General features: G+C 57.4%; 9 protein-coding genes. 5 read left to right on the forward strand and 4 right to left on the reverse strand.

The window, feature by feature from the left end:
• Positions 1-1,067: 1,067 nt before the first annotated feature.
• Both FQ377_RS07115 and FQ377_RS07120 read left to right on the forward strand, forming a co-directional pair.
• Positions 1,068-2,540, forward strand: a complete 1,473-nt coding sequence (locus tag FQ377_RS07115) for an ATP-binding protein (protein ID WP_222861849.1) — start codon at positions 1,068-1,070, stop codon at positions 2,538-2,540.
• Positions 2,501-4,516, forward strand: a complete 2,016-nt coding sequence (locus tag FQ377_RS07120; protein WP_222861850.1) for a Druantia anti-phage system protein DruA — start codon at positions 2,501-2,503, stop codon at positions 4,514-4,516. Before FQ377_RS07115 ends, FQ377_RS07120 begins: the two co-directional genes overlap by 40 nt.
• Positions 4,517-4,518: 2 nt before the next feature.
• Here the strand turns inward: FQ377_RS07120 and FQ377_RS07125 are convergent, their stop codons facing one another.
• The 4 genes from FQ377_RS07125 to FQ377_RS07140 all read right to left on the reverse strand — a co-directional run bounded on the left by FQ377_RS07125 (position 4,519) and on the right by FQ377_RS07140 (position 13,995).
• Positions 4,519-5,772, reverse strand: a complete 1,254-nt coding sequence (locus tag FQ377_RS07125; RefSeq protein ID WP_148600569.1) for a PD-(D/E)XK nuclease family protein — start codon at positions 5,770-5,772, stop codon at positions 4,519-4,521.
• Positions 5,769-11,342 carry a DEAD/DEAH box helicase gene (locus FQ377_RS07130; RefSeq protein ID WP_148600570.1) on the reverse strand — a complete coding sequence of 1,858 codons (5,574 nt, stop codon included), beginning with the start codon at positions 11,340-11,342 and terminating at the stop codon, positions 5,769-5,771. The genes FQ377_RS07125 and FQ377_RS07130 overlap by 4 nt, the downstream gene beginning before the upstream one ends.
• Positions 11,339-11,821 carry a hypothetical protein gene (locus tag FQ377_RS07135; protein ID WP_148600571.1) on the reverse strand — a complete coding sequence of 161 codons (483 nt, stop codon included), beginning with the start codon at positions 11,819-11,821 and terminating at the stop codon, positions 11,339-11,341. The genes FQ377_RS07130 and FQ377_RS07135 overlap by 4 nt, the downstream gene beginning before the upstream one ends.
• Before the next feature lie 608 nt (positions 11,822-12,429).
• Positions 12,430-13,995: a hypothetical protein gene (locus FQ377_RS07140; protein ID WP_148600572.1), complete on the reverse strand. Its 1,566-nt coding sequence runs from the start codon at positions 13,993-13,995 to the stop codon at positions 12,430-12,432.
• A 2,207-nt stretch (positions 13,996-16,202) separates the two neighbouring features.
• Between FQ377_RS07140 and FQ377_RS07145 the strand changes: the two genes are divergently transcribed.
• The 3 genes from FQ377_RS07145 (at position 16,203) to FQ377_RS07155 (ending at position 21,119) form a co-directional block, all read left to right on the forward strand.
• Positions 16,203-19,358, forward strand: coding sequence for a DEAD/DEAH box helicase (locus FQ377_RS07145; RefSeq protein WP_148600945.1), 3,156 nt, complete (start codon positions 16,203-16,205; stop codon positions 19,356-19,358).
• 116 nt (positions 19,359-19,474) lie between these two features.
• Positions 19,475-20,410: an endonuclease NucS domain-containing protein gene (locus FQ377_RS07150; RefSeq protein WP_222861851.1), complete on the forward strand. Its 936-nt coding sequence runs from the start codon at positions 19,475-19,477 to the stop codon at positions 20,408-20,410.
• A gap of 61 nt (positions 20,411-20,471) precedes the next feature.
• Positions 20,472-21,119: an HhH-GDP family DNA glycosylase gene (locus FQ377_RS07155; protein WP_148600573.1), complete on the forward strand. Its 648-nt coding sequence runs from the start codon at positions 20,472-20,474 to the stop codon at positions 21,117-21,119.
• Positions 21,120-21,175 lie beyond the last annotated feature (56 nt).

Raw genomic sequence — 21,175 nt, forward strand, 5'->3', positions numbered from 1 at the left:
TTGCTTGGTCGCTACCCATTCAAAGAGGCCCTGACCTCATTCCCACCACACCACGCCGCACCAGCACCAGCGAACCCCTGCCGCGTTAGTCCCCGACCGCCCTACCCACGCTCAACTGCGAAGGGCCCGATAACAGCGCATATGTCAACTTCTAGCGGTATGACGTGCTTGTTAGATTGTGTGTCCGCCGCTTACCTAGGCGCGTAGGTCGGATTCACAGTACGGGCATGTTCCACTAGGGTCTGTTGATCAAGTTGCTGTGCGTTGTCGGCGACGGTTGGATCATGCATAAGTGGGATGGGATGTCGGATGAGGCGTGGGTCGTGATCGAGCCGCTGCCGCAAGTGCGGGGTCGAAGCCGCCCGTGGTTACCGCATCGGATGGCGTCGAGGGTATCGCGTGGAGATTCCGGGCGGGTTCTCCTTGAAGAGACCTACCGGAAGACGGTTTTCAACCGCTTTGATCGGTGGGCGAAGGATGGGACCTGGCAAAGCGTACTGAGTGCGGTCCAGGCCCGTAGCGATGGACTGGGCAGGCTTGATTGAATCGTCTTGATCAATTCCAGGATCACTTGCGTGTATCAGCATGGTGCGACCCTGGCGCGCACTACGGGGCCTGACCACCAAAATCCATCTCATCGCCGACGATCGGGGACGCCTACTGAGCATGATCCTCACCTCGGGGAACATCAACGAAGCCACGATGATGACCGCGACGGTCGACTCGATCCGCGTTCCTACAGCCGGTCGAGACAGACCGCGAACACGTTAGGGGAGAGTCTTCGCTGACAAGGGATACTCCTCGAAGGCGAACCGGCTTCACCTCTCCGATCGTGGGATTAAGGCGACCATCCCTGACAAGGCAGACCAGCGGCAGAACCGCATCAACAATGGATCCACCGGTGGGTGACCACGGGAGTTTGATACCACGCCGGCGTGACCCCCGCCGCAACACTGATTTGGATCAACACCGATCTAACCAACATGCCCTAGTTGCAGCAGATAAATGATTTACGTCCACGAAGTGATGTGCTTCCGACTCGATCTTGGTGCAGCTACTCTCGATCTATGGTTTCAGGCAACGAAAGAGGAGTGGCGATGGTTCGATCGGCTGACCTGCTGGTCTCTTCCAACTTCATCCGCGCGGTCCGCGACTCTGGCTACGTGAGCCTCTCGACCGCTCTTGCCGAACTCATCGACAACTCCCTGCAAGCCGGCGCGGACGAAATCACCATCGACATCGCACGGCTCACAACCAATGGGCATCCAGAGATCCGCGTTGGGGACAATGGCACCGGGATGTCGCGATCCCAGCTTCAGGCGTGCCTCCGCTTCGGTGGCTCGTCCCGCTTTGATGATCGAAACTCATTCGGCCGCTTTGGTATGGGTCTCCCTGCAGCATCTCTCAGCCAAGCACGCAGGGTCGAGGTCATTTCGTGGCAGAAGGGCCGGACAGCCCACGCTGTAAACTTGGATGTCGACGCAATCGTGGCAGGGGAGCAAGTCGACCTCAGCCCTCGTCTCAAGAGAAATGCTGCACGGGGTCAGTCTGGATGCTTAGTTATTTGGCAGGACTGTGATCGCATCGAGTACCGGCGACTCGCCTGGCTCGAACGAGCCTTGCATCGCGATCTTGGGCGGACGTATCGAAGGTTTCTTCAGCAGAACCTGACTTTGACCCTGAACGGAAAGGCTGTGCAAGCGATCGATCCAATGCTTCTTGCAACAGAGGCTGAAGGATATTCGGGACGGCTTGCGTTTGAACCAATGCGGTATGAAATAGAGACCACCTCGGGTGTGACCTCTTTCGTAACCGTCCGATTTGTTAGCCTCCCCGTCCATCACTGGCACCACCTCGACAATGTAACCAAACGACGAATTGGGATCGTTGGTAATGCTGGTGTTTCAATCATGCGCGCCGGCCGTGAGATTGCCAGTGGCTGGTATCTTATGGGTTCCAAGCGTAAGGAAAATTATGACGATTGGTGGCGCTGTGAGATTGATTTCGATCCTATCCTGGACGAGCATTTCGGTATCACGATCAACAAGCAGGGTATTCGGCCCTCACAGGTGCTTCGTGAAGCAGTCGAGTCCGAGCTAGAATCGATCGCACGACTGCTCAATGGACGGGTGCGTCAAGCTTTCGAAGAAGTCAAGTTCCAAGCCGCAACTGAAGCATCATGTCGAATTGCCGCCGCAGCAGATGCCGACCTGCCGGTAATTCGTTCAAGCGGGAAGCATCATGGTGCTCTAGGCTACCGAATCAAATCCGATCAGCTCCCTGTAGACACCATGTTCACATCTTCGTTGAATCAACGGACTTTAGAAGTTACTTTGAATGTAGACCACCCGTCTTACGCTGCGTTGTACCAACCCCTTCAACTACTCGGTGGTGACGCTAGTGATCTGCGGGCTGCCTTGGAGCTTTTTGTCCTCGCGTTCGCGCGCACAGCGACACTTTTAGATCACGATGGGAAACTCTGCGATGAAATGCTCCAGCTATGGAGCACGACCTACGGACGGATGCTGCAAAAGCTGTGACAAGCGAAACAAAGTACTTACCAATCAATCTTCCCGTGGGAACAACCCGGATAGATCGGCAGGGGTTCAATCGTCTGTGTGAGGCCCTCGCTAACGCCGACGTTGTACTCGATAAAGCAGTAGCCGATCATGACTACTGGATTAACGCCGCCGGTCTGAAATCGCTCTACCATCGACCCGTGTTAGCTGCTGCCGCACACACCCTCATTGATCTGGTTGATCAGGGTTGGACCGTTCGATTAGTCAAACACGGGCCACTACTTGCTCCTCCGTCGCCCGACGGCGATCGATCTGCGGAAAAATCACGAATTAGGCGGCAAGAGCATTTGCGCCGCGACGAGCAGCTGAGAAAACCTAGCGTCCGCCGTTTCATCCAGAGCATGGAACAGGTACACCAGCGGGGAGCCCAATTAGTATCAATTTTCGACCTCATGCGCGATGGACGGGAACTGGCCGACGAGCTTGAGCGTGATCCGAACTCGAAAACAGTAATCCGGCCTTACGTTCAGGTTGTAGATGTATCTACTTGTGAGCTGACTGGGTTCAAGCTCCACGACATCTGGCGGTATTTCCGGCATACGTGGTCAAACGCCTACTCCACTATTCCCGGGCGATCAATGCCCATTTTAATTCGTGACGCAGCTACAAAGTTTCATACCGTAATTGGTCTCGCTGCTATATCCAGTCCTGTCGTCCAAATTGCCGAGCGCGACCGCTGGATAGGCTGGGATACAGATCAATTTCTCGAAGAGGTCCGCTCTCAGCCCTCTACCGAGATCGCTCTCTGGTTCAAGGAACGCCTCGAGACGCATCGTAGTGAGATTTATGTCGATGACCTGCTGCGCGACGACGTCCTCCAGCCTACTGATCTCATGCATCCGAGCCCAGAAGCCATTGCGCTTTTGCGTGCAGATGCGGAGCGCCATCGGAACAAGCATCATCGAGCAAGCACAATCCGCGGTGTTCGCGCGATAGAGCGTGACTCCTGGGAAGAGCGCGCGGAAACTCATTTATTCCGGAGCAAACGCTCGGCTGCGCTAGCAGAGGCACTCGAGATTTCGAGCTTGCTCGGGTCGTATCTTTCTCCCACCCCCACTGTGGAGGGGCTAAAAGAGGCTTTAGCTGACCCGAAAGCACGCACTCAGATGCGCCGTCTTGTACGGCGAGCTCGTGGAGAACGGGTGGGCACAGTGATCGCCGACCTAACAGTGTGCGGGGCCATCGCGCCATACAACGCTCTTGTCGGCGGCAAGCTAGTGGGCGCTCTCGCTGTCTCCCCAAAGGTTTTGACGGCGTACCGAAATAAATACATGCGAGCGAGCGAGATCGCCTCAGCCATGGCCGGTCGCCCGATCGTGCGTGAAGCACGATTGTCGTTCGTTGGAACCACATCGCTGTACGGCACCGGGTCGAGCCAGTACAACCGACTTTATTGGCCGGCCGAGGCAATGGGCGGTACGGAAAGTGTCCGGATGGGTTTCCACGAGTTGGGGAAGTCACGCTCGTTCGGCACATCGCATTTTTCGCACGAAACGGTGGAGGCGCTTGTGCGTTTGTCCGTTCACAGCGGTTCACTGGTGCGGGTCAACAGCTTGTTCGGTGAAGGCGTTAGTCCACGGCTCAGGAAGGTTCGGATCGGCCTCACAGCCCTCGGCTGGCCCGCGGACGAACTGCTGAAGCATGGCCGTGAGCGCATCGTCTACGGGGTGCCGCTCGTTCACAACCTTCGCGACTATTCCTTGGGGATTGACTCAGAGCCGGACTACCTTCTAGACCCCATGCTCGAAGAGGCAGATTCTCAGGTTTCGGACTGGTGGCTTGAGCGGTGGTGCCAACGTCGTGCAGCCCAACCCGCTGTACTTGAGTCCGTGCGATCACATCAGTTGGTTCGACCTGTTCATCACGGTGCTCGCGTAACCCTGCCCCCAGATGACGAGCTTTTGCTATCCACGAATAACCGGACCGAAGCATCTTAGGATCATGAGTTGCCGGGTGCAGTGAGAACGAACATCTCAGACGAGACAGTCATGATCGCTGCTGTGGCATTGTTCTCGGGGTCATCATCGAGTCGAATCCCCAAAAGTCGGATCCGGCTGCCTCCAGAAAGGGGCGGCGTAGTTGCGGTGGTGCGCAGTAGCAGTTGCTTCTGACCGCTTTTTTCGTGCAGCAGCCACCAACTTCGTGAGCCATTCTGCGGTCCCACCATGCCCTGGTAATCGAACCAGGTGCCATCTGCAAGGCTCAGGGGATCAGGCGCCATTTGCGACCAGTAGACATCACAAAGCTGTCGCACTTGGCACGTGGAGCAGTTCTGATCATTGGGGATTGCTCGTGGCACCGGAGCTTGGATCTCTTCATCGGCACTGGTCGTGCGTTGCTTGAGGGAGGACTCCAGCTCTCGCAGCGCTGACTCGCTAGGAGCCGGGATGGTCACGTTACGGTTGGGATAAGCGGCCGTGAGTTCGGAAACAAGACGCCGACTTGGGTTGACAATCTGATCAAGATTCCAAAGGAGAGCATAAAGGCGCAATTGATCCAAGTGGCCCGGGTCTTCGGTGCCCGTCTTATAGTCGGTGATGTCTACGCGATCGTCAGCAATTTTAAGCAAGTCGATGCGCCCCATGAGACGCAACTCTTCGGCTGCAAGCAGTACCTCAGCGTGCGCGCCCGGCTTGGCGGGTCTGCGCGGAAGGGCAAACCCAGAGCCGGAGCCCCCGCTGGTCGTAGCATCAGATGCACTGCCTGATGGGGAGGGGATAAGGGTTGTACGACAGACATAGGCCTGGATTTGAGCGCGAGCTTCTGCGACCCGTCCTCGGAGATTTCGTTCCATGCGCTGCCTTTGGTCAGCATGCAGTCGGGGGCTCGTAGGTAGCCGTGCCAAACGGTCGTCAATCACTCGCTCCGTAACCGCGGTGTAGCCTCCCAGCTTGCGCAGCACGGCAACAGCGCTGGTGCCTTGGGGCGAATCACAGCCCGCGTCGACAAACGCCGTCACAATCACGTCGAGAGCACCGTGGATCACGTCGCCGAATAGAGCAGCTAACGTCGGGATTTGAGGGTATCCCTGCCCTCCCCAAAGATCTGGATAGGAGGCCCGCGAGAGCGAATAACGCCGGGGGCAGGTCTCAATCTCCTTGAGCGCGGAGTAGTTCCAGAAACTGGGTCGGGTTGGTAGGACGGCAGAAGACTTTTCGACACTGGTGTGATATTGCTTGGCAGTCACGCTCATGTCAGGGACTTCTGAACAAGTTGAGTGGCGAAAGGCAGATTCCGGGCAATCAACATGTCATCGATGAGCCGTACGGGGATGCTACCAAACTCCTTTGCGTCACGCAGGGCATCAGTCGGGGCGAGGTCGGGTGTCAGTGGTCCATGCACCCCAAAGATCCAATGCGCGTCACCTCGTGTTGCAAGAATGGGAACTGCAACGGAACCAATTCCCTCGATCTCGAGTAAAACACCGCGTTCGAACGAAACCCCCTCGATACCTCGACTGATGAGATCCTCATACAACTTGTCTGCCGAGCCATCTAGTCGCGCTGTATCCAATGTAGGAGGCGTTCCGTTGACCAGATAACGAAGCAAGCTCGCGCCGGCGTGACGGTCCAGTAGGTTGTGCTCGAACCGATTGCGGAAGCTCCGAAGACACCGGTAACAAGACTCGTCACAGTTGACCGGGCAACCCTCGAGGAGGTTCAACGTATCTTCGAAGATCCCCAGGCCAAGGTCATAAACCCGCCGGGTGAACCCGGCGCCTCCCGAGAGTGTGTCGTATAGGTAAATTTCAGCCTCAAGCCCTTCACTACCAAGCGCAGTAAGCGCCGGTCGAAATTCCGCTTGAATCTCGGTCGCCTCGATATCGAGCCTTCTAGTCGCCGCGATTGTAAGTGCCTCCGCTATGGTGCGCAGGGCAATGTGCGTAGATAGAAATTCCGGTCGCAGCGTCATTGGAGAAGCGACTTTCACTCGAACTAGTAAAACGTCCGAGATGAAGTCGGTCCCCAAAACCAATCCCTTCGTAGCCGCCGATCCCAGACAGTTCGGCTCTTTTTCGTCAGGGTAGGGCTTCCTATGAGTTCCAGTCACCACGTCCGATGCGGTGGCGGTCGGCTCAATCATTCCGCACCGGGTGCAGTAGGTATACCCTTCGTTGCGCGGGCCCGTGTTCGTGACGAGTAGAGGATCCCTGCGGTATGACTGCTGGATGTGATCGGTGACGCGCAGCCACGCTGACTCATCCATTGGTCCAGGGTGCATAAGCTTGGCCCGAGTTGCATAACTTTTTGATGGGGCATCATCAGGACTCGTCCCGGGATCTTTCGACGCCAGGTGCGCGAAGCCGGGAGGTCGCATCCAGTTCATAGCCTTACCGAACGTGCCTGCTGCACCACACGCCGGGCAGTCGCGCTCCTCGCCGCGTTCAGCCTGATCATACGGAAAGTGCTTCGCGTAGTGACACACCCTGCATTCGAAGTACAGCAACTTGTCGCGCCAGGCGTTGAACCGTTCCTTCTGCACTGGTGCGTAAATGGCGCCCGACGTCCATTCTTTATTGTCGATCCAGACCACCTTACCCGGAGCATATTGACTAAGTGCGACATCAAGACCCTGGCTCGGAGCGTAGCGGAATTCCGCTCTGTACGGCTTTGACTTGTCCAAGTCGAACACATGGAATGCAACCACGTCCGTCGGAAATGCGTAGCGTGGAAGAACACCTTTGTAGAGCAACCGATCTAGTAGATTGGTCTGCGAACGCGGAGACCTTGGTGCTTCAGCTCCGTCCTCTGCCGGCCCTTCGGCCTCAACCTCTCCAGAAGCGGGCTCAGAATCGCTCACAGAGACCTCGGGAAGATTGCCTTCAAGGTCGAGATCTAGGGCACTGTCGATATCACGCAGCGTCCGTGTGACGATGTCAGCGAGGACGGAGGCGCGGTCCGATTCCTTCAACTCATGCGGAAGCCACGAATCGACGTCTTCTTTCAGCTCAGTCTCCTGCTCCTTCAGCCATTCTTCGAGATCACTGCGATTGAGCGGCGAGCTGGTGCCTACGAACGCCCCGACGGTCCCCAGCACTTCAAACAGTTGAGGCTGTTCAGCCGGATCGATCGTGGGAAGGCGGTCTTGGTGATAGCGCTGCAGCAAGTATGCGATGACATGACGGCGAACAATCTCGTCATTGTCCATCGTAAGCACCGGATCGAGGACGCTCCCGCGGATCATAAGTTCTGGATGACGGAAGTAATGGTCATCGTGTGTGTCTGCACTCCCGAAAGCCAGCACGGTGGCTACAGCGTTACCGCGACGCCCCGCCCGGCCCGCCCGCTGCTGGTAGTTCGCCCGGGATGGCGGCATATTGCGAAGAGCGACGCCCGACAGATTGCCAATGTCGATACCGACCTCCATGGTCGTCGTGCATGACAGCACGTCGATAGCTGCCCTTGGCTGTTCTCCGGGCTTTGGGAGGCCTAGATCGACATCCTGAAACAACAATTCATGTTCCTCAGCTTTAGAGAACACGGCGTCGGACTGAGAGGCATTTAGCTGCGCTGTGTGTTCCGCAGCGATGATGCTCATGGGTGATTCGGGTGGGGTTGCCAATGCCCGCACAGCGCTGGCCCGGTAATACCCCTTGCGTGCTTGGAAGACTGGATCGGTTTCCGGGTCAAGCGTTCGAACCTCATCAGCGAGGCAATTGATGCAGCGCTTGGTCCCCGGGAACGGCCTCTGTGTAAACCGGCACCGCTCACAGTACCCCCAAAGGCCTCCAGGATCGAGGGCTATCTTAGAGGCGGAGAGCCGGAATTTACCGGCAATTCCCTCACAAACCAGTGGCAGCAGCAAAGGTAGCCAATCCTGATTAAACTTCTTGTCAGCGGTTTTGGAGTTCATCCATCGCTTCAGCGGCAAAAATTTGCCCTTATGCGGCTTTACGCCACCTTTGGTCATCCACCAGTCGCCTTCGGTCATCGACGAAAACCAGATGCCCTTAGTTGGAGTACTCCACTGGGCCAGCCAGAGCCGTACAAGCGCCAACTTGGCGTCGTCTGTCTCCGCTATCCCGTCGATGCTCGGCAATTTGTCCAGCATCTCATCGGTCAAACTCGCTTTCTCCCTGATTGAGGCGAGGCCAAGCGAGGAAAGGCCGTAGTACTTGTCGGTCAAGGTCGCATACATGGCCCGGAGAAGAGATTGAGGAGGATCGTCACTGATGAGCGAGAGTTCCATCAATTGGCCCACGTCGCCGTTCAGCGCACCCTTGTTGATTGCCTTCCCCACGTCCCCAAGCGCGTGGAGGGACTCTGTTGGTCGGAGTTCCGGGCGCAGGCGGACTGACAGTTGCTTAGAGCCCACCATCGAGGCGAGGTAGAGGCGCTCTAAGCTCATCGAGGGTCCGAGGAGTGGCTGGTCAGCGAGTTCTTGCCACCCGCGGAGGATGAGAGGACGGATGACATCGCGCATCGCGTAGTTCTGAAGGTTTGGCGCCAATCGAGCGGCAACTTGCCGCGAGTCGGAAAACGCCAAGACCTTCCTGCCTCTTAGCGGGGCGAAATCTGTATAAGGCTGGGGGCCAGGGGGTTGCACCTCAATCTGCCGGGTGACGAGTGCCTGGAACGGCTGGTCGCCTTTAGTTTGGTGATCCTGTACCGATGAGCGTCCGAACCCCGCGATCTGGCCACAAACGCCGCAGGGCTTGAACTCACCGTTGGCTTCAGCTTCGTCGTCGTCGTCCTCGTCCCCACCTTTGACCACTTCACCGGAACGCAGACCGGGAATGAAGACCTGACGCATCCGGTCGCTTGGGTACTGAGGATTGAGTCGCCCGGTAACAAGGTCGAGGTCAGCGGGCTCGATCCTAGCGCCCTCAGACGGCGCTTCAAGTAGAAGGTCCAAAGCGTGGAGTTCGGGGATTGGCCCTGATATTGATTGGAACTCGCCGCCCTGTTCGTGCCACAGAAACGACGGGTCAGTGACATCGTTCGTGTAAGTGCGGGCGTACGCCGAGCCGCAATGCCGGCAGGTAAATAGTTCGAAAACTCGCGCTCCGCAACCACAAGTGGCCCGGGGCTGGGCATACATTTGGCCGATTGGGCCGAAATCGGCGAAGACCGTACGGTCGATCTCGGAGCATGTTGAATCGAGACATGCCCAAAGGCCGGGTAAACCCCGAAAGAAAGCATGCACGCGGCACGGAAGCAAGCTAGCTTCGTCCGTAGTGCGCCGCGCAGCGCTGCCGAGCGCTACCAAAGTGGAAGCTGCCCTATCCGCCAGTTCGATGGAGACGTTGGGAAAAATTTTCGGACCAAGTTCGCCCACCGGCTGCGCTTGCTGCATCGTCTCGTTAACCAGTAAGTTCATTGGCCCAAAAGTACTTAGAGCCTCGCTCAGGGCACCTCCCACGGGTGTTTCCGGTGTAGCGATGATGCCGCGGTGATCAAGGAGCGGCTGTATCGCTGCCGCGCGCTGGTCATCGGTTTCGCTGTCGTAAAACTCCTGTAATCGCACCGAGGCCAGTACTTGCGCGTCTTCGACTGTCCCGACGGCCGCAGGATTGCGCAGAGAGAGTTGCCCCCCGATGGTTCGGAACTCCGTGACGGATTTCCCGGTTAATTGCGCCGCGAACTGCCGGGCATATTCTGGACTGGCGAAACTTGCGCTGGTGCAGATCACCTGGACGCGCTCGGGTGGGATGCCGAGCCGTGACCTGAATCGTCGGAGGAGCAGGGCAACCTCAGCTCCAGCCGCGCCACGGTAGAGATGGGCTTCATCGATGACCAGGAGGAATTTTTCGTCCGGGTTTTCTTGCAGCCATGTTTTGGTCGCATCGAACACCGGGCGCTCCAGCGGACGCATCAACATATATTCGAGCATCGAGTAGTTGGTGATCAGGACGTCTGGCGGGTTCGCGAGGACTTCGTGTCGCGTCAACAACTCGGGGTCATTGGGCTGCAGGACAGCGCGCAAGAACTCGCCATACCCGTTTTTCCAATGCGTGCCCTTCAGGCCGTACCAAGCCTTCAGATCTGGCTTGGCAGGCCATTTGCCGCGTGATTTCAACTCCTTCATGAGAGCTCGGGCGTCCTCGCGCCAAGGTGAAGTGGGATCATTGGCTTGGTCAATTAGAAGAATATAAAAGTCCTCAATTGGGCTCAGGCGCTGTTGATCCTTCTCGACTTTTCGGACACCGGGGTAGAGAGTCCGGCTTGTATAACGCGCGAATCGAGCCGGACGGCCAGCCCACTCGTCGAACTGGGTAGTGACGCGAGGGTCGCCGAGCAATAGGCGGAGGCGACCAAGTTGGTCGTTAACCAATGCGTTCATCGGATAGAGGATTAACGCACGTACTGCCGGTGTTTCAAAAGACTTCGGGTTGTGTGCGGCTTCGCTCGCAAGCTTGGCGAGCATAGGCAAGAGGAAGGACTCGGTCTTTCCGGAGCCCGTTCCGGTTGTGATCGCCAAGCTGAGGCCGTCACGCGCGGTCAATTCCAGGGCCTCGGCTTGATGCGTGTAGGGAGGGTCGTAGAGCAACGGTTTGAGTTCTCCGGTGCCGTTGGTGAGGCTTGCGAACAGCGTCTGGACCGCATTGTCGAGTTCCAGGTGCGAGAACTTTCGGTCTGTTTTGTAGCGCGGCGTGCTCTCAATGAAAGGTGACCGACCGAGGACGCCTTCTTCTTCAAGCAATGCCCGTCGTTGCTGGATCAGTGCGGGGTGCCCAATATGGTAGGTTGCCTCGATGTAGTCACGTAGTGCAGCCTGAATATTGGTGACTGTTTCTGCAATTGTTGGTGCTTCTGTTCTCACTCTGTTCCTCCTTCGTGCGTTACCCGCATCCACAGCATGTCAGTAAGAAATTTCTGGAGGTCTGGTTTTGCCTTTAGGGGCACGCGGTACGAGAACAACGATCTGTCCGCACGCTGCACAGCTAAACCGACCAGCTCGAGATATCGTTCCGCCCAGCCTGGAATTGGCCCGAAAAAGTCGGCGATTATGTGAGAAGTGTTGTTTTGAATGGAGCGGAAGCGGAAGATCTGCGGTTCCTGTCTGACAGCATCAATCGCGGCTTGCAGCCGCCATGCTTCGTCGCGGCCAGGCAGCGCCGGGTGGTCTACGGGAAAATCGATCAATTGCTGAGGCAAACCTTCGATTACACGGACGAAACACCACAGGTCAGCACCATAAGCTTGGGGTCGCCGAGCGACAAAGTCCCCGGTCTCCGTACCATCTAAGGTGCGCCACCGACCCCTGTAGAAGCGGACAGGAGCCACTGGATCCAAGATCATCAGTCCCTCCACGTCACCTGCGCGACCCGCAATTGATACTTGCTGCGTTAGCCGCCGCACAAGGTCTCGAGCAACGATAGGGGCAGGTTTAGCCACCCACCGATCCCGATTGATCTCGTGTAGGCCGAGTGCTGCGAACTGGGCAGCCGCAGTCGCTGGGTCTAACTGGATGATGCGAGTTTGGCTCTCATAAAGCACCTCGCTACGAAGCGAAGTGCCGACCAGCGAGGTACCAAAAGGGCGCACTCCGAACACCAGATACTGTCCTGGCTCCCGCTCTACATATGAGGGAGGTCCAAGAAAGAGGAGCCGTGTAGTTAGGGACTCGACTTGTCGGAGTTCCAGCAGGTCGCCTCCTGAAATCAAGAGGTCAAGTTGGTCCATCAGGTCATCTCGTGAAGGAGTGGCGTCCCCGTGGAGTGGTCGTAGCACCGCAAGCACTGCATCAACAAGTTCGCGTGGTGCTGCCGGACATAGGAACGAGGCAGCGCGACGCAGCGAGGCCGACAAACCCTCGGGGGAGATGAGGTCGATAGATTCCTCATCGAGTTCTAGAGATCTCACAGCAAGCGCAGCAGATTCTCTTGCCGACGCAGTAAGTATCCTCACTAGAAACCCGTCCCCCCTTCATTATTCTCTTGAAGCGCTCGGGTCCCCAAGACGGCGAAACGAGCTGCACGCAGTAGCACCGGTGATCCCATAATCCGCTCGAGCAGTTCGTCTCGATCGACAGCATTCCAGTTCGCGATGTAACCGGGACGTCCCGCTAGGGTCAGCAGGAACCTGGTTGCCGCCGGCCGACAAGAGATGCCGCTACTTTGGATTGCCCCTTCCATGATTTGTGCAAAACCCGACAACAACGCGCCGGGTGTTAACCAGTTCCAAAGGTTACTCCCGATCTTTGCAGCAACAGCTTTATGGTTGTCGGAATCTCCTACGCAGTCCCTCATGTCGTCCAAGTAGTCAGAAACATCATCGACGTGTACAAGCTTGCGCTCCAGCCTTGCCCAGTGCGTTCCAGCGATCAGCGAGACAATTTCTCTCGTGATCGCCTCCCTTGCAGCATCCCGTCCGTGCAGGGCAAAGACATCTGCGGGAAGCTCTGCTTCCGACCAAGCGAGATGCGCCTTTGCTAGCCGAAGAACTTCGTGCGATAACTTGCCAGACGTTTGAACTAACGGCCGCACCTGGCCCATGTGCAGGAGCCTACTGGGGTCCGTAGGCAGGATGATGGAGTTTTGCACCTCCGCAGCGGTCGCACGGAGCAAACCACCTCGGGGTGGTGCCTCTATGTCAGAATCCGACGGGCACGGTACAGCGACGGTTGGTTCATCCACTGTGAAAAGTTCTACCAATGTGTTCCTGCCGTCAGTGCGGTCGAGAAGACGAGCGGTGCGACTGCCGTTCTGCCTTCTAGTCGTCCGCCAGCGCAACGGCTGGAAGCCACGGTCACACGTCAAACGCGCAAAACCGATCCCTGATCGAGAGACGAGAAGTTCACCCGACTCGGCATCGTCGTATGCATGTTGGAAGACGCGATTATCCCGCACTTCCTTCGCGATGTTCGTCCACGCTTCGGACGAGAGGGGCAGGCTCAGCGTTCGCCGAATGTCAGCAAGCACGGAACCGTCGACCGCACTCAGGATCACGGAAAGGTCGGCTTGCGTGTTCGGTGGGCCGTCAATCGATACCGTTGCACGGCCATCCCACAGGTCGCTTAGTGTTGGCCATGCCGGCGCTGCCAGCAGCCTTATTCCCTCACCCGAGCTGGTGCCTTCGGGTGCAGTTTGAGGGTCCCGGATAGTGACGACCAAAGCGCCTTTACCCAATTCTTCCTTAGATTTTCCCATAAGCATCACCGTTAGATTGTGAGTCCCAATGGTCAAATCCGTGAGAGCGAGGAAAAGTTCAAGCTCTCCTTCGGGCCATGGCATGATAAATCGATGACCCTCTATTGCCACAACACACGTGTCTGGGGTGCGTTCGGCTTGAATTGCTATAAGTCCAGGTTCGCCGGTTAGCCACTCCACCGAGCCGTCGCCATCCCATGCGCTTGCAACGATTCCCACCGGACGCACTAAAACATCAGAGGCCACAGAGATTCCTGCTGCAATTATGTCGGAAGCATCTGTCTCGCTGAGTGTTTGAGGGACGACTAAATTGAAAGCTCTCAAACCCGAAGCGGAAATTACCGTCTCCGACGCCCAAGAAAGGTTCGGGGGAGCTGTAGTTTCGCGGAATACGAGTACGTATGATCCCCCTGGACGGAGAGTCTTTCCTAAAACTTCCACTGCCAGACCCGCGTCATTTCTCCGAAATAACCAATGGGGGCCACCAGCAATGGTGCACGTATCAGCGAGGAACTGATTCACCGTCGCGGAGGCTTTCTCCAACTGTAGGAATGGTGTCCCTGAATCAGGTAATGATTTTAGCTGTACCTCCTGTCCGGAGTAGATTAGCCGTCCGGTCGCCAACATCGTTCCGCTGCTCCCACCAACGCGTACACGAGAAGTACGTAGCTCGTCGTACAGGTGGGGTAGCCGTCCGCGTAGAACGCTTAGGTCCGGGAGTTTTGCGTAAATGCTCCATCCGCCGCCTTGGACGCGAAGCAGCAACTTGGGATCCGTAGTTGAAGGAACGCGTTCGTGCCGTTGCGGTGACGATATGCTTTTCGTCCCAGTCTGGAAGCCGCGTAAACGTATGCTGTTCGCTGATTGACGGGCGGATGCAAGCCAAAGCCTGGATTGCTGTTCTCGGGACAGCCCGTCTACCAATCGCATAAGTGTCGCGTGAGTCAAATAGGGAAAATTTTCCTCTTCCCCGGATAGCAGTGCGGCTGCTACCTGTCCTAAAAGCGTTGTGTTTTCGCAGAACACCCGAAAGCGCTCCGTGTATGTTCCTACTCGCGATGCCAAGCGGGTTCCGAGCTCAGAGGGGTTATGCAAAAGGTCGCTGGTGAGTCCGTTGCTGAATTCGAAGAGGAGTTGGGCAAGGTTTCGCTGCAGGTATCTAGGTAGGACAGCGTGGGTAATGGGCCACGCAATGATAGGAAATTGTGCGGCGAACGCACCCTTTGGAACGGCACCGTCGTAGTCAGTTGCAAATTTTACGAACCAACCTCTGAGTCGATCACGATCGCCGTGCTCCCGCCAAAAGGGAGTTGATGCCTCATAAGTAGGCCAATATTCTTCTCCGGTGTACCCATAGCCCGACTCGGCTGCGTACACTACAAAGGGTAACCACCAAACACGGAATTTGGCGCCGAATCCTTGAACAACTGCGGCCCGAACAACGGAATTTAGGAGTTTGAGATCAGCCTCGCTTAGGTCATGTTCAAGTGCGAAGACTGGCGTTGTTCCGTCCCCCACCTTGCGACGGACGTCACGTAGCTGGCAGAAGTGAACGTCGAGCCTTCTGTGCAAGTGCTCGAGAATCTCCACTGTGCTGCCCGGCCTGACATCCTGCACCCTCGTGGACCCCCCTTAAATTGTCTTATAATGCTGACCCACTTTCCCATGCGAGAGTTTGGGACAGAGCACTGACAGTGTAGCGGGTCAGTGATCGAGTTCAGGTGTATAACAGGCATTTTGTATCGGAGTTGTCTACATTCTTGAGCTTCGGAGCTCTAAACCGCGTGCCTAAGGGGTGGTACATCTGTTGCGTCGAGTACACCCAAGGCAACTATGCAGATCAGCTCGGATTGCGTTGTCTTAGGGGATCTTCGCGAACGAGGATGTGGCCAGTTGAGCGTGTGGCGGACTGGGTGAAGATCAAGTCCGTTGAGGAGGGAGGGGTCTCGTAAAGCGGTCCTTTGCCGCGATACCATCCACCGGCTTCGGCGAGGAGAGGAAATCCATATAGATGCTCACCTCTTCGATCCCCGGAAGATTCATCCGACCTGATACCCACTGAAGGCCCGAGATGTGGACGCGAGCCAGGAGTATGGACGTCCACAGTAGATCTCATTAAAGGATCCCTTGACAGGGCAGGTTGGCAGCCTCGGCGAGGGCCGCCATAGGCCCCCATCTGTGCGCGATGCTGCCTCGGAGCATGGTCTCAACAATGTGCCTCACCTCAGATTTTCTCAACAAGGCGATACACCGCCTTTGACGGGAATGAGAGGACCGAAGTGAGGAGTGTCGAGTAGGCGAGGGTCAGCGCGGCGGAGGAACACGTTGCGTCACGGCATCTACGGCTCGGCGGCTGTCGCCGTCCTGAGCGTGCTCACCGACACCTGTCGAAGCAGATGCAAGGCCTCTTGCATCAATTCCCACCGCAGGTTCAGTTGCCGCAGGAACCCCTCTGGAAGGTAAGTCGGATGGCGGCGCCGCGCGCTTCGGCACAACAACTGCCAGTGATTGCCACAGCACGGACATACTCTATGACGGTGGAAGAAATAGCTGGAGGAGTGGCGCGGCAGGGGCTAGCCGAGGGCCTCTACGAAACGCTTGTTACTGACTCGCTCTTACGGCGCCTAGCTGACGCCCCTCAACTCGAAGCAAGAGTTGAGCCGCTAGGCGAAAATGACGCTCTTGCAGCGGTGTCACGGCACCTGGCCAAAGTGATGAAGGAGGCGCTGCTCAAAGCCGAGCCCGAAAGCCGACTTGCCCTGGTCAATCAACTTCTAGGCGCACTGTCAGCGAACGACGCAATCGATCAGGAGCCGTCGCAGTTACTATCGCTACACAAGCGCGAGTCGGTCAAGCGGCGCGACTTGCGGCGGCCAGCGACGGCGCTCTCCAACTCTGCTCTCCTTACAAACGGCAGGGATGAGCCGAACTTGGCGGCGGAGCTGCGCGCTGAGATGGAGTCCGCCAACACCGTCGACCTTCTCTGTGCATTTGTTCGATGGACCGGGCTCAGGCTTCTCCACCCGGCCCTCGAGCGGTTGGCTGAGCGGGGAGTGAAGCTACGCGTCATCACCACCACGTACATGGGTGCCACTGAACGCCGAGCCATTGACGAGTTAGTGAATCGATACGGCGCTGAGGTCAAGATCAGCTACGAATCGCAAGCAACGCGGTTGCATGCAAAGGCCTGGCTGTTTCGCCGCAACACCGGCTTCGATACCGCCTACGTGGGCAGCTCGAATTTGAGCAAGGCAGCTTTGGTCGACGGGCTCGAATGGAACGTGCGCCTTAGCTCCGTCGCCACGCCAGACCTCCTCAAGAAGTTTGAGGTGACCTTCGATAGCTACTGGGCGCAGCGCGCCTTTCAGCCCTATGACCCTGAGCGGGACGGCGACAAACTTGATGCGGCGCTCGAACGCAACGGTGGTCGACGCACCGGTGTACCAAAGACCGAAACTGGACTTGAGCTAGAGCCGTACCTGCACCAGAGCGAGATGCTCGAAGATCTCGAGTCTGAACGACTCAAGGGTCACACGCGAAACCTCATGGTTGCGGCAACCGGCACCGGTAAGACCGTCATCGCCGCTCTCGACTATCTGCGCCTTTGCGAAGCAGCGGGCCGGCGTCTCAAGCTGCTTTTCGTGGCGCATCGGCAGGAAATTCTGAAGCAAGCGCTGAGTACGTATCGCACTGTGATGCAGGACGGTGCGTTTGGCGAGCTATACGTGGGAGACAACAAGCCGGCGCAGTGGAACCAGGTCTTCGCGTCGGTACAATCGCTCGCCTCGCGCGGGATCGAAACGCTGGAACCGGACTCCTTCGACGTCGTCGTAATTGACGAATTCCATCACGCCATGGCGCCAAGCTATCGCTGCATCATCGACCACCTCCAACCCCAGCAGTTGCTCGGGTTGACCGCCACTCCCGAACGTGGCGACGGTGTCGACGTAGCTCAGCAGTTCTTCGACGGCCGGACTGCGAGCGAACTTCGCCTTTGGGATGCTCTTGATGCTGACCTCCTAGTGCCGTTTCACTACTTCGGAGTGTCAGACGACGTCGACCTTAGCCAGCTGGAGTGGAAGCGGGGCAACTACGACGTCGGGCAACTCGACCGCCTGTACACGGGCAACGATGCTCGGGCAGCGAAGGTCGTCCGAGAGCTGCGCGACAAGGTCACCAGCGTCGACGACATGCGCGCGCTTGGCTTCTGCGTCTCGGTGCAGCACGCGCACTACATGGCAGAGGTCTTCAACCGCGCTGGCATTCGATCGCTCGCTATTGATGGCGGCACCGACGATGTTGAGCGCGCACTCGCCCTGTCAAAGCTGCGAGACGCGACCATCAATTGTCTCTTCACCGTCGACCTGTTCAACGAAGGTCTTGACTTACCCCAGGTGGATACCGTGCTGATGCTTCGGCCTACTCAGAGCTCGACGGTATTCTTGCAGCAGCTCGGCCGCGGCCTCCGCAGGGCTGAGGGGAAGTCTGTGCTCACCGTGCTGGACTTCATCGGGCAACAGCGCCGCGAGTTTCGGTTCGACCTCCGGTATCGGGCACTGACAGGGTACGGGCGCAAGCAGCTAGAGAAGGCTGTGGAGGACGAGTTCCCCTACCTTCCGTCTGGGTCGCAGATCATCCTCGATCGTGTCGCGCAGAAGGTGGTGCTCGACAACATCAGGAATCAACTCCGATTCAATCGTGCGCAGCTCGTGCGAGATATTGCGTTCTACGGCGAGACTAGCTTGGCTGCGTACCTCGAGAAGTCCGGCAATGACCTCAAACAGCTGTATAGAACCACAAAAGACTCGTGGACTGGTTACCTCCGTCAGGCGGGCCTGATCGGATCGCTTGCCGAAGCGGGTGTGGGCGAGCAGATTCTTGACTTATCTAGCTCTGAGGAGCAAAAGCTCCTTGGCCGCATGGTCCGCTTCCTTCACGTCGATGATCCCGAGCGCGGTGAAGCGTACGCGAAGCTCCTTGCACCCTCATGCCCGCCCTACGCGGACCTCGGCTCTCGCGAGCAGATTTTCGCGCGCATGCTGTTCTATACGCTTTGGAGCGACGGCGGCGCATTTAGCACGTACGACGCCGGCCTGAGTTACCTCCGCCAGCATCCCTTTGTGTGCAGCGAGATTCAGCAGCTGATCGCCCTAGGTGTCGCTGCCTCGCGTCGCGCGGGTAAGGGTCTTGGATTGGGATTGCAGCACATTCCTCTGCTGTCGCACGCAACATACCGCCGGGAGGAGGTTCTCGCGGCGCTGAGTTACGGCTCCCTCGAAGCGGGGAAGAACGTGCAGCACCGTGAGGGAGTTGCTTGGTGTTCCCATATTTCGACGGACGCCTTCTTCGTCACGCTCAGTAAGGATGAGAAGAACCACTCGGCGTCAACGATGTACAAGGATTATGCAATTAGCCCCGAGCTGTTCCACTGGGAGTCCCAGAACGCGACTTCGCCGTCGAGCTCGACGGGACGGCGCTACCTGGACCGGAAAGGGCACGGCTCCCACGTGCTGATCTTCACGAGGCCGACATCAGAGGACGAGACTGGACTCGCCGTTCCGTACACCTGCCTCGGAGCGGTGGACTACGTGCAGCACTCGGGGGAGAAACCGATCGCCATTACTTGGAAGCTGCACCGCCCTATGCCCGCGGACGTGTTCGCGGAGGCGGCCGCCGTGGCGCAGTAGGTCTCGTCGGTCTAGGACCGCTCGGTACCCGATGGCTTAAGTGCGCGCCGGTGACCTACTTCGTGAGTCATGTCGCGTAGCTTTGCCCATGGAAATGAAACTCTCAGAGAAAGGCAGTGGTTCTAATCGAATATTGGGTAGTCCGTCAAGGACAACGCGGCCTCTACACCGAGCAGATGACGCAGGCCGGGTATCTTGGCGTTGATTTCATCGGGGACCACGACATCAGACCATATTTAGAGTCAGACCCGAAAGAGTTTCACGCGGCCTTGAAACAGGTGTTCCTAGAGCGTAATCCTGAAAAGACCAAAATTGCAGCTGGCCTCGCAACGGGCAATCTGTGGGTGGCATGCGAGGGACTGAACATTGGCGACGTGGTGCTTGCCCCGAAACCGGATCGTACTTACGCATTCGGCACGGTGGCGGGGGGATATGAGTATCACCCTGGCACGGAGCTTCCGCACCGCCGCCGCGTGGAGTGGCAAGGTACGTTCGACCGAGATTCCATGTCACCTGAGTTGGCGCGATCAGCTAGTTCGTTGATGACAGTTTTTTCACTTGCTCCTTATGTATCAGAGTTGGCACAGCTGACCACCCTGGAGACGACTGCCAGCGTCGACCATGTCCTCGCCCCGGTAGACATCATTGATGAAGTTGCTTTTCAGATGGAGAAGCAACTCGAGGACTTCCTTGTGCATAACTGGAGTAACACCCAACTGGGCCAGGAATATGACATCTACACAGAGGCCGGACTTCCCGTCGGCCAGCAGTACCCCTCGGATACCGGGCCGATGGACATTCTTGCGATAAGTAAGGATCGGACTCGTCTGCTTGTGGTTGAGTTGAAGCGCGATCGAGCGAGCGACGCCGTCGTTGGTCAGATTCAGCGCTACATGGGGTATGTGCAGGACGAGTTGCTCGAACCGGGACAGACGGTCGAGGGCGTGATCATCGCACGAACGGACGACCTTCGGATCAAACGGGCACTTACGATGACCAGAGGCATCAGGTTCATGAAGTACCGGGTTGAGTTTCACCTCGAGTCGGAGTGATGGGCAGACGATCCTGCAAGTTTTGAGTACAACGGTGACCAGTAGAAGGAAGAGGCTGACGATGACTGACGTAGACCTACTGCAAGCAATGATTGAGAAAGAGCTCCCCAGAGAAAAGTGGGTTGTTTGGCCTGGCGGGCGCGCCGGAGCTATCGAGGCCGCGCTCATCGATGCGGTTCTGTCGATTCAGGCGAAGTACGGATCAGAGCATAATGGGGTCCGTGGCTCCGTAAATAGATACGTAGCCGCAGTTTCACCTGGCTCGCCTGCCAACGATCTACGACGTCTGGTTGCTCTCGACGCCGCTGAGCTTCAGGGCCTACTCAATGACCAGATGATCAGTGGGCGCACGAAGGCGTCCGCCATTCAGGAAGCAGCGCGGAACTTGGTCGGTGTCGGAGTTGAGCAGGCGGATGACCTCGAGGGGATAAACCCGGAGCATAAGAAGGCCTATACAAAGGTGCACGGTCTTGGTTCTGTGACGTGGGAGTACTTTTGTATGCTTCTCGGCACGCCCGGAGTGAAAGCCGACACTTGGATAGTTGCTGCAGTCAGTCGGGCTGTGAAACGCAAGGCCAGTCCCCAAGAGGCACGAGAGATTGTCATCGCGGTGGCAGAGGCTTTGAATGAGAGCCCAACACATCTCGATCACGCGCTTTGGGCCTATGAGCGGTCGCGGACAGTGGAAGTAGAATCTGCCAACGTTTGATTAGGCGGTAGGCCGCCGACGCCCGCAGAGGTGGCGTGCGTCGGCGTCGCGACCGC

The organism is Arthrobacter echini, assembly GCF_008107445.1.
In the GTDB taxonomy this organism is placed as follows: domain Bacteria; phylum Actinomycetota; class Actinomycetes; order Actinomycetales; family Micrococcaceae; genus Arthrobacter_D; species Arthrobacter_D echini_A.

Excerpts from the sequence above, each read along its gene's own strand:
- FQ377_RS07115 (WP_222861849.1), top strand. The coding sequence starts at position 1,068 with ATGGTTTCAGGCAACGAAAGAGGAGTGGCGATGGTTCGATCGGCTGAC.
- FQ377_RS07120 (WP_222861850.1), top strand. The coding sequence starts at position 2,501 with ATGGAGCACGACCTACGGACGGATGCTGCAAAAGCTGTGACAAGCGAA.
- FQ377_RS07125 (WP_148600569.1), bottom strand. The coding sequence starts at position 5,772 with ATGAGCGTGACTGCCAAGCAATATCACACCAGTGTCGAAAAGTCTTCT.
- FQ377_RS07135 (WP_148600571.1), bottom strand. The coding sequence starts at position 11,821 with ATGATCTTGGATCCAGTGGCTCCTGTCCGCTTCTACAGGGGTCGGTGG.
- FQ377_RS07145 (WP_148600945.1), top strand. The coding sequence starts at position 16,203 with ATGACGGTGGAAGAAATAGCTGGAGGAGTGGCGCGGCAGGGGCTAGCC.
- FQ377_RS07155 (WP_148600573.1), top strand. The coding sequence starts at position 20,472 with ATGACTGACGTAGACCTACTGCAAGCAATGATTGAGAAAGAGCTCCCC.